Genomic DNA, 243 nt, shown 5'->3' with positions numbered 1-243 from the left:
TGATTAGGTTTAGAAAAGTAAAGAGATGAAGAACTCCCAAGTTCTTCGAAGTTTGTTTCTACTTTTAAAGTAGAGATAAATTGCAGTGTCCCGTTCGTCTAGAGGCCTAGGACACCGCCCTTTCACGGCGGTAACAGGGGTTCGACTCCCCTACGGGATACCATTGGGTCGTTAGCTCAGTTGGTAGAGCAGTTGACTTTTAATCAATTGGTCGCAGGTTCGAATCCTGCACGACCCACCATT

Annotated in this window: 2 tRNA genes; both read left to right on the top strand. The window is 46.1% G+C overall.

From position 1 onward, the window contains the following. Window positions 1-87 precede the first annotated feature (87 nt). Window positions 88-163: transfer RNA gene (locus AB4507_RS21960), tRNA-Glu, on the top strand. Between the two features lie 2 nt (window positions 164-165). Further along, window positions 166-241: transfer RNA gene (locus tag AB4507_RS21955), tRNA-Lys, on the top strand. Window positions 242-243 lie beyond the last annotated feature (2 nt).

The sequence above is a fragment of the Vibrio sp. 10N.222.54.A3 genome (assembly GCF_041474095.1).
GTDB classification, from domain to species: Bacteria; Pseudomonadota; Gammaproteobacteria; order Enterobacterales; family Vibrionaceae; genus Vibrio; species Vibrio crassostreae_C.
This window is presented reverse-complemented; position numbering and strand designations above follow the sequence as displayed.